The organism is Kitasatospora sp. NPDC085895, assembly GCF_040702125.1.
In the GTDB taxonomy this organism is placed as follows: Bacteria; Actinomycetota; Actinomycetes; order Streptomycetales; family Streptomycetaceae; genus Kitasatospora; species Kitasatospora arboriphila.
In genome coordinates, this window is sequence record NZ_JBFBJY010000009.1 from 164,469 (window position 1) to 172,558 (window position 8,090).

Annotated in this window: 11 protein-coding genes; 5 read left to right on the forward strand and 6 right to left on the reverse strand. The window is 73.5% G+C overall.

Annotation, left to right across the window (positions count from 1 at the left end; genetic code table 11):
• Positions 1–26 precede the first annotated feature (26 nt).
• Positions 27–1,412: an alpha-amylase family protein gene (locus tag AB0442_RS08685; RefSeq protein ID WP_366161671.1), complete on the reverse strand. Its 1,386-nt coding sequence runs from the start codon at positions 1,410–1,412 to the stop codon at positions 27–29.
• Between the two features lie 233 nt (positions 1,413–1,645).
• On the opposite strand from AB0442_RS08685, the gene AB0442_RS08690 reads away from it, so the two are divergent.
• The 3 genes from AB0442_RS08690 to AB0442_RS08700 all read left to right on the forward strand — a co-directional run bounded on the left by AB0442_RS08690 (position 1,646) and on the right by AB0442_RS08700 (position 3,247).
• Positions 1,646–1,801, forward strand: coding sequence for a hypothetical protein (locus tag AB0442_RS08690; protein WP_366161645.1), 156 nt, complete (start codon positions 1,646–1,648; stop codon positions 1,799–1,801).
• A gap of 330 nt (positions 1,802–2,131) precedes the next feature.
• Positions 2,132–2,788, forward strand: a complete 657-nt coding sequence (locus AB0442_RS08695) for an HAD family acid phosphatase (protein WP_366161646.1) — start codon at positions 2,132–2,134, stop codon at positions 2,786–2,788.
• 87 nt (positions 2,789–2,875) lie between these two features.
• On the forward strand, positions 2,876–3,247 hold the full coding sequence (locus tag AB0442_RS08700; RefSeq protein WP_366161648.1) for a hypothetical protein: 372 nt from the start codon (positions 2,876–2,878) through the stop codon (positions 3,245–3,247).
• Positions 3,248–3,301: 54 nt separating this feature from the next.
• Here AB0442_RS08700 and AB0442_RS08705 read toward each other — a convergent pair whose 3' ends face one another.
• Complete coding sequence (locus AB0442_RS08705) at positions 3,302–3,745, reverse strand: MarR family transcriptional regulator (RefSeq protein ID WP_366161650.1); 444 nt, start codon at positions 3,743–3,745, stop codon at positions 3,302–3,304.
• 396 nt (positions 3,746–4,141) lie between these two features.
• Here AB0442_RS08705 and AB0442_RS08710 point away from each other — a divergent pair, with 396 nt between their 5' ends.
• Positions 4,142–5,323: a S1 family peptidase gene (locus tag AB0442_RS08710; protein ID WP_366161651.1), complete on the forward strand. Its 1,182-nt coding sequence runs from the start codon at positions 4,142–4,144 to the stop codon at positions 5,321–5,323.
• A 91-nt stretch (positions 5,324–5,414) separates the two neighbouring features.
• Here AB0442_RS08710 and AB0442_RS08715 read toward each other — a convergent pair whose 3' ends face one another.
• The 4 genes from AB0442_RS08715 to AB0442_RS08730 form a co-directional block, all read right to left on the reverse strand.
• Positions 5,415–5,666 (reverse strand): gas vesicle protein GvpG, encoded by a 252-nt coding sequence (locus AB0442_RS08715; protein WP_366161653.1) that lies wholly within the window; start codon positions 5,664–5,666, stop codon positions 5,415–5,417.
• 11 nt (positions 5,667–5,677) lie between these two features.
• On the reverse strand, positions 5,678–6,391 hold the full coding sequence (locus tag AB0442_RS08720; protein ID WP_366161655.1) for a GvpL/GvpF family gas vesicle protein: 714 nt from the start codon (positions 6,389–6,391) through the stop codon (positions 5,678–5,680).
• Positions 6,392–6,394: 3 nt separating this feature from the next.
• On the reverse strand, positions 6,395–6,841 hold the full coding sequence (gene gvpJ / locus AB0442_RS08725) for a gas vesicle protein GvpJ (protein ID WP_366161657.1): 447 nt from the start codon (positions 6,839–6,841) through the stop codon (positions 6,395–6,397).
• 66 nt (positions 6,842–6,907) lie between these two features.
• The gene (locus tag AB0442_RS08730) at positions 6,908–7,285 is read right to left on the reverse strand and encodes a gas vesicle protein (protein WP_366161658.1); all 378 of its coding nucleotides are present in this window, start codon (positions 7,283–7,285) and stop codon (positions 6,908–6,910) included.
• Between the two features lie 602 nt (positions 7,286–7,887).
• On the opposite strand from AB0442_RS08730, the gene AB0442_RS08735 reads away from it, so the two are divergent.
• A complete protein-coding gene (locus AB0442_RS08735) occupies positions 7,888–8,043 on the forward strand; it encodes a DUF6131 family protein (RefSeq protein ID WP_363538945.1) in 156 nt (51 codons plus the stop codon).
• Positions 8,044–8,090 lie beyond the last annotated feature (47 nt).

Sequence of the window (8,090 nt, forward strand, 5' to 3'; positions counted from 1 at the left end):
CCGTGCTGGTCGCGCCGGCCCCGGTGTCAGTTGCCTGCGCCGACGTACAGGGCGACGGCGTCGCCCGCGCCGACCGTGGCCGTGAAGGTGCCGTTGGCCGCGACGGTGTAGCGGGTGCCGTTGCAGCCTCCGCCGCTGCTCGGGTCGGCGTGCTGGACGTCGCAGTAGCTGCCGGCCGGGAGCGAGGTCTGGAAGGTCCGGGTGATCGGGCCGGTCTCGTGGTTGATCGCCACGTAGCCCTTGCTGCCGCGGCCGAAGGCGATCGCGTTGCCGCCGTTGGACCACCAGTTGGTCACCGCGGTGCCGTTCACGGCGTTGCGGAAGCCCACCATGTTGGCGATCTGGCGCCACTCGTGCTGGCACTTCCAGCCGTTCTGGTAGCACGCGGTGACGGTGCCGCCGTTCGGCGGGCCGGCGTCGATGTCGCTGAACTCGTACCCGGAGTAGACGTTCGGCGATCCGTACGGCCAGGCCAGCAGGTAGACGTTGGCGAGGGTGTAGGTGTTGCCGTACTTGTAGTTGAGGGTCGAGCCGTTCCGCTCGGTGTCCCAGTTGTCGGTGAAGGTGCGGGAGTTGCCGCTGGGCAGGTAGCCGGCGCCCCAGGAGTCGTTCCAGTTGCTGAGGTAGGCGAGCTTCTCGTTGGTGAAGATCCGCTTGAGGTCGTAGGCGCCCATGAAGGCGTCGACGTCGCCGGTGCCGGTGTACTCGCCGGGCTGGACGGCCTCGCCGGAGGCGTAGATGACCTCCTGGGCCCAGTAGATGCCCGGGTTGGTCAGCTTGGCCTTGATGGCGGAGAGGTCGGCGGCCGCGATGTGCTTGGCGGCGTCGATGCGGAAGCCGTCCGCGCCCTTGGCGATCAGGCCGTTGAGGTAGCCGGCGATGGTGGAGCGCACGTAGTCGCTGCCGGTGTCGAGGTCGGAGAGGCCGGACAGCTCGCAGTTCTGCACGTTGGCGCGGTCCGCGTAGTTGCTGATGTTGCTGCGGCAGGAGTGGAAGTCCCAGTCCTGGTAGTAGCCGGGGTAGGTGTACTTGGAGTACACCGTGCCGCCGGTGCCCGTGCCGCTGCCCGCGCTCATGTGGTTGACGACCGCGTCCACGACCACCTTCACGCCTGCCGTGTGGCAGGCGTTGACCATGGCGGTGAACGCGTTGGCGTCGCCCAGCCTGCCGGCGATCTTGTAGCTGACGGGCTGGTAGGAGGTCCACCACTGGCCGCCCTGGACGTGCTCCTGCGGCGGCGACACCTCCACGTAGCCGTACCCCTTGGGGCCGAGGAAGTTGGTGCACTCCTTGGCGACCGAGGCGTACGACCACTCGAAGAGCGTTGCGGTGACGGTCTTGGTGCCGGGGGTGCTCGCCTGCGCCGCGGTCGGGCAGCCGACCAGGCCGGTGCCGGCGGTGAGGACGGCCAGCGCCGCGGCGGTGGCGGCACGCCGGGCGCGGCGGGGCCGGGGGCGACGGGGATCGTGTCCGAGCACGACGTTGTCCACGGAGTCTCCTGTGGGGGCGGAGCCGGGCGGGTGGGACGGCCGGAGGCCGGTGGAACGCCCTGCGGGCCGGACGCCGGTGGGGGCCGGACATCCTTGCGCAAGATTGATGAAACTTGCTGGAAACTTTCTGATCGCTGACCGTAGAGCCCTGATGAGTGCCCGTCAAGGCTCCGGCCCCCTTCACCGCCCACCACGGCCCGCCGGCGCTCCGGGTCGCCGACTTCGAGGACCGGCAGGCACGCGCGCGAGCCGCCCCGGCGACGCCGGTACCGCGCGACGACCCCGAGGTCGAGGCCGTCCGGTCGCCCTGAGCCCCCGGCCGCCCGACGGCCCGGAGAACGGCACCACCGGGGACGGAGGTCCGGAGCGGACGGTCACCCTTGGCGGCCAGGACCACCGGGCAGGGCGCCTCAGGCCAGTTATTGAACACTGCCGATAGTCGCCCCCCGCCGGCCTGCGGGTCCGTGCGCGATCGCGGCCCCGGGCTCCCCCGCCGGCCGGGCCGGGCCGGATGCCCGACTCCCCCACCGGGCAGGACAGTTCGGATCCGGCCTCGGCCGCAATGATCTTCGCCCAATGTCTACCGACAAGTAACCCCGATGGGCCATCCTGCTTCCACCCTCACTCAAAGGAGCATGAGCATGGCAGGACGTATCGGTGTGCGGCATCTCGCGGTCGCGGCGGCGGCCGGGGGCGTACTGCTCGTCGGGGTGGCGCAGCCGGCCTCCGCCGCCACGGGGTCGCCGGCCGCGGCGCCCGCGGCCGCCCCGGCAACCGCCCCCGCGCAGAGCCTGGGCCGGCCGAGCGTGCCGTACGAGACGTGGCTGAAGGACGTTCAGGCGGTCGCGGACTCGGCGGGTGAGTACCTGCAGGCGAGAGTTCCGCAGGCACCGACGACCTACCGGCCCGCGATCGTCCTCGACATCGACAACACCTCGCTGGAGACCGACTACACGCCCTCCTACCCGACCCCGGCGATCGCCGCGGTACTGGAGGTGGTGCGGGCGGCGCACGACCGCGGGGTGAAGGTCTTCTTCGTCACCGCCCGACCGGACTTCATCGACGCGTTCACCCGGTACAACCTGACGAAGGTGGGCTACCCGGTGGACGGGCTGTACGGCCGGTCGCTGTGGGACCTCTTCCAGGAGACCGGGGCGTTCAAGACCGCGAAGCGCCAGGAGATCGAGCGCAACGGGTACACGATCGTCGCCAACATCGGCAACAACACCACGGACCTGGTGGGCGGCCACGCCGAGCGGACCTTCAAGCTGCCCGACTACGGCGGCACGCTCTCCTGACGCCCGGGAGCGTCCGACCGGCCGGCCCGGGCCCGGGCGCAGCAGTCCGGCAGGGCGCCCGCCCCGGGCGGCGCATACGGTGGCCCGGTGAACGGTGACTCGGAGACCCTGGACACGGAAGCACTTCACACGGTCGGGGTCCGCTCGGCCGACGACGTCCGCGAGGCTCTCGAATGGCTCGGGACGTGTTCGCGCATCGAGGAGATCGGGCCGGGCGGACGGGGGGCGGCGGCGGCCTACCGCTGGGCCCTCGACGGCTCCGCGCCGCGGCCCTCCGACGGTGCCCGCGGCCCGCGGGACAGCGGTCCCGTGGCGGACCGGGAGCGGCTCGGCACCGAGGAGCGCGCCGCCCTCGCCGCCGCGCACGACGCGGCGCGCAGCGACGAGGAACGGGACTTCGCGCACGGCGCGGCGCAGGCCCTGGGGTGGATCCTCGGGCACACCGGCGTCCGCTTCTGACCCCCGCCCCCGAGGTGGGCGGGGTCGGCGGGGTCGGCTGCAAACGCGCCTCGGTCAGCCGAACGGGCCGTCGGTGGTGAAGCGGCGCAGGTGGCGGGCGAAGGCCTCGGCCTCGCCCGGGGGCCAGCCGGCCAGGGCGTCCGCGATGCGGTCCGCGAGCCGGGTGCGCAGCTCCGCGACGACCTGCCGGCCCTGCTCGGTCAGCACCAGCAGCTGTGCGCGCCTGTCGGCGGGGTCGGGTTCCCGGCGGACGAGGCCGGCCTCCTCCAGGCGGGACGCGCGGCGGGTGACGCCGGACCGGTCGATGCCGACCTCGGGCGCCAGGTCGGCGGCGCTGCGCGGCCCCGTGCGGGCGAGGGCGCTGAGCACCGGGTAGGTCGTTTCGTCCAGGGCCTCGCCCATGCCTTCGGTCAGCCGGCGGTGCAACTGCGTGCGCGTGGTGCGGCGCAGCAGGACGCCCAGGGATTCCGCGATCTCCTGGCCCACTTCGTTCTCCATGCCTCCAGATTAGCGTGCGAGTCGCACGCGTTGCCTGGCGACCCGAGGGCCGGGGCGACGACTGCCGCATGCTGCTGAGAGCGCGATCACGCCTGCCCCGGACCGGGCTCACCCGGCGTGACCAGGGACAACACCCGGACGGTCGACGGCGGCACCCGTCTCGCGCGGCTCCCGGCCGCGCCCCAGCCGGGGACCACACCGCCGATGACCACCCATCACGGGGCGGGGCCGACCCCAGGATTGTCGGCAACTCCGCACCCAGGAAGCCTTGTTGAACTTCTTGACGTGAACATACAGCGCTGTAAAGCTCATCACACCGGTCTGGACCAGTCCCTCTGAAAGCGCTCTCCCCTTGCAGGCCCCACGCCTGCCCCCGAACCGAGGAGAACCCACGCAATGAGGCACGTCAACGGCATCCGGGCGGTCCTTCCCGCCCTACTCGCCCTCACCTCCCTGGGCTTCGGCCTCTCCCCCGCGGCGGCCGCCCCGGACACCGCACCGGCGGCGGCCGCCGCGCGGCCCGCCCCCGCCGCCGACCCGGGGCTGGTCGACGCCCTCCGACGCGACCTGGGGCTGACGCCGGATCAGGCCCGCACCCGTCTCGACCAGGAGGCGACCGCGGCCCGGCTGCTGCCCCGGGTGCGCGACCTCGCGGGCTCCGCCTACGGCGGCGCCTGGTTCGACCCGGCCCGGGGCCGCCTGGTCGTCGGGCTCACCGACTCCGCGCACGCCGCGGCCGTCCGGGCCACCGGTGCGGCGACCGCCCCGGTGGCCCGCACCGAGGCCGCCCTCGACGGGGCGAAGGCCGCCGTGGACACCGTGAGCAGGAACCGTCCCGCCCCGGCCGCGGTCACCGGCTGGCGGGTCGACCCCCGCCGCAACGCGGTGGTCGTCACCGTGGCGGCCGGCAGCAGGACGGACGGCCGGGTGAAGGCGTTCCTGGACGCCGCCGCGGCCGCCGGGCCGGTCGCGGTGGAGGAGACCGCGCAGCAGGCTCCGCGCACCCTCTCGGCAGGTGTGGTCGGCGGCGACCCGTACTACATCAACGGCAACACCCGGTGCTCCATCGGCTTCGCCGTCCAGGGCGGGTTCGTCAGCGCCGGCCACTGCGGGCGGGCCGGCAGCAGCGTCGTCGGCTGGGACGGCTCGGCGATGGGCTCGTTCGTCGACTCGTCCTTCCCCGGCAACGACTACTCCTACATCCGCATCGGCAACGGCTGGTGGACGGTTCCGGTCGTGCTCGGCTGGGGCACGGTCAGCGACGTGCTCGTCCGCGGCTCCTGGCAGGCGCCGGTCGGCTCGTCGGTGTGCCGGTCCGGCTCCACGACGCACTGGCACTGCGGCACCGTCCTCGGCCTCAACGAGACGGTCAACTACAGCCAGGGAGCGGTCTACCAGCTGACCCGCACCAGCGTGTGCGCCGAACCCGGCGACTCCGGCGGCTCGTTCGTCACCGGCGACCAGGCCCAGGGCGTCACCTCGGGCGGCTGGGGCAACTGCTCCTCCGGCGGCCAGACCTGGTTCCAGCCGGTCAACGAGATCCTCTCCCGCTACGGTCTGACCCTGGTCACCGCCTGACGCACCGCCGCCCCGCGCCGCTCCACGGCCGGGCGCCCGCACCCTGCACGGTGCGGGCGCCCGGTCCGCCGGCCGCCGTCACGGGCGGGTCTCACGCGCCGCGGGAGGCCCAGAAGAGCCGGATCTCGTCGAGCCGGTCCAGCAGTTCCTCCTCGCGCTCCTCGAAGGCGGCCTCGTCGATGCGCCCGGCGAGCAGGTCCCGTTCGAGCGCCTTGAGCTCCTCCTCGACGGGTGCCGGGTCGTAGAAGGTCTGCTCGGCGGCCTCCGCGACGCGCTCGGCGACCCACACCACGCCGCGCACGGGTGCGAGCGGCAGGGTGAGCAGACCGGTCAGCAGACCCATGACCCGCCCCCCTACTGGACGAAGCTGTAGGGCGGGAGCGGCCCGTGCACCCGCAGGGTGCAGTCCTCGCCCCAGCGCCCGGCCAGCTCCGCGGCCGCGGCCCGGAACCCTTCCTGCCGGTCCGCCTCGACCAGGAAGGAGCCGCTGACGAAGTCGTTCCCGGCGGGTTCGTTCTCCCGCGTCTCGCGGGCCAGCGGGCTCAGTTCGTCGAGGAGTTCGGCGGCGGCGGCGCGGTTGCGCTGCTGGATCCCGTCGGCCACCAGCTCGCCCAGCCTGATCTTCGGTGCGGGGTCGGGACTCCGCCGGGTCTCCTCGTTCAGCCGCCGGGCCTCGGCGGAGTCCCGGAGGATCCGCCGGAGCAGGGCGTCCTCGTCGAAGGAGGCCTTGACGAGGTACTCGGCGCAGCCGTCCAGGGCGGACAGGCGTTCCCGGTAGGCGTCGACCTGCTGGTCGAGGACGCGGATGACCTCCTGGTCGTCGGCCGCGACGGCGCCGAACCGCAGGGGCAGGACGGGGCCTTCGGACATCAGGCGTTCGAGCACCTCCTGGTGGGCCACCAGGTCGCGCCGGCGTGCCCGGAGTCCTTCGGGTGCGTGGCTGACCACGGCCTTCAGGCCGGACCCGGTGAGGGCGCGCAGTTCTTCGGGCGGGGAGCCGACGCCGGTCAGCTTGCGCAGCCGCGCGGGGTGGCTGTCGGCGGTGATCGCGTACACGTAGACGGACACGGCTCACTCCTCCCTCGACCGGGTGGCCCGCCGGGCGCGCGGTCTCTCGTGCCTCTCGCGCGGTTCGGGCTCCTCGTCCCCGCCCTGGAGCTTCTCGCGGACGGTGTCGGTGACCGCCTCGACGGCACCGGTGATCGCGCCCTTGCTCTTGCCGCGGGATCCGCCCTCGCTGATCTCGCCGACCAGGTCCGGCAGTTTGGCGGGGGCCTTGCGGCCCGATTCCAGGTCCAGCCGGTTGCAGGCCTCGGCGAAGCGCAGGTAGGTGTCCACGCTGGCGACGACCACCCGGGCGTCGATCTTCAGGATCTCGATGCCGACCAGGGAGACCCGGACGAACACGTCGATGACCAGTCCCCGGTCCAGGATCAGTTCGACGACGTCGTACAGCGTGCCGGTGCTCGCGCCTCCGGTGGTCACACTGCCTCCGCCGCTCTGCGGCACCACGGTCACGGCGCCTCCTCTCGTCGGCCGCGTGCTGTACCGCGGCTCCTGTTCGGTCCGTCGTCGCTGCCGGAACTACCCCCGGCGCCGGTCGACCTCGGCCCGCGTGTAGCGGCGGGTCCGCTCGTAGCCGACCAGCTCCCCGTCCTCGTCCAGCTGCACCCGGTAGCTCGCCAGGACGCTGCTGGTCTCCGGGATCCGCTCGACCTCGACCACTTCCACCTCGGCCTGCCAGCCGTCCTCGGTGCGGCGCAGTCCGGAGACGGACTCCGGCGACCTTCCGAGGAGCTCGGCCAGTTGCGAGGCCGCGGTGCGCATCGCCTGCGCGGCGGACACCCGGCGTCCGCCCGTCCGGGCGGGTCGGGCGTCGCCGTCGTCGGCGGCTCGCGCGGAGCCGTCGGTGCGGCCGGAACGCCGGCGCGGTGGCTCGGTGTCTCGGGCTTCGCGGGGCATGGTCCTGTCCCTCCGTTGCCGTGGGTCAAACGGCGCATACCCGTCTCAATCACTTCAAACAGGTCATTTCGCCCACGGCCCGGCTCCGGTGCCGACGGCCGCGCCGCCGGCGACGACGGTCCGCGGAGGGCCGGATGCGCACGGTCACGGCGGCAGCGCCCGGACCTGTCCGGCCCGTCCCCCGGAACGGCCGCCGGGAGGCTCCGGCCGCGCCGGTACAGCCCGGCCCGGGCCGACGACGGCGAGCACCGCCGGTTCTCGGTCGAGCGGGTGCGCGGCGAGGCCGGCGACCCCGACGGCGAGATGTCCACGCCGCTGGACGACGCCGGACGGCCGGTGGTGTGCGCCGGCGCGGGCACCGGGATCGCCCCATGGCGGGGAGGCTCTCGCACCTGGTCGCGACCGGGTCCGGACTGCAGGCCGACCCTGGCGCGAGGGCCGACCCGGACCGACGTTTACGGTGGCCACGCCGCGGTATACGCGCTGGTCAGCAGGCAGGGCCCGGACCACGGTGCCGGTCCCGGCCGGGAGGCGGACCGGCTCCAGGCATCTCCCCGGGCCGTCTCCCTCCCACGGTCCGCAGCACATCCAAGGAGGCCACCGTGATCATCCTCGGCGTCATTCTGCTCATCATCGGCTTCGCCACCGGCATCGGGTTCCTGTGGACCATCGGCATCATCCTCGCCCTCATCGGCCTCGTCCTGTGGGTCGCCGGCCTCACCGGCCACGCCGCCGGCGGCCGCCGTCACTACTACTGATCCGGTCACGGCCGGCTCACCGGCGGCGCCGCGGATCCCCACCCCGG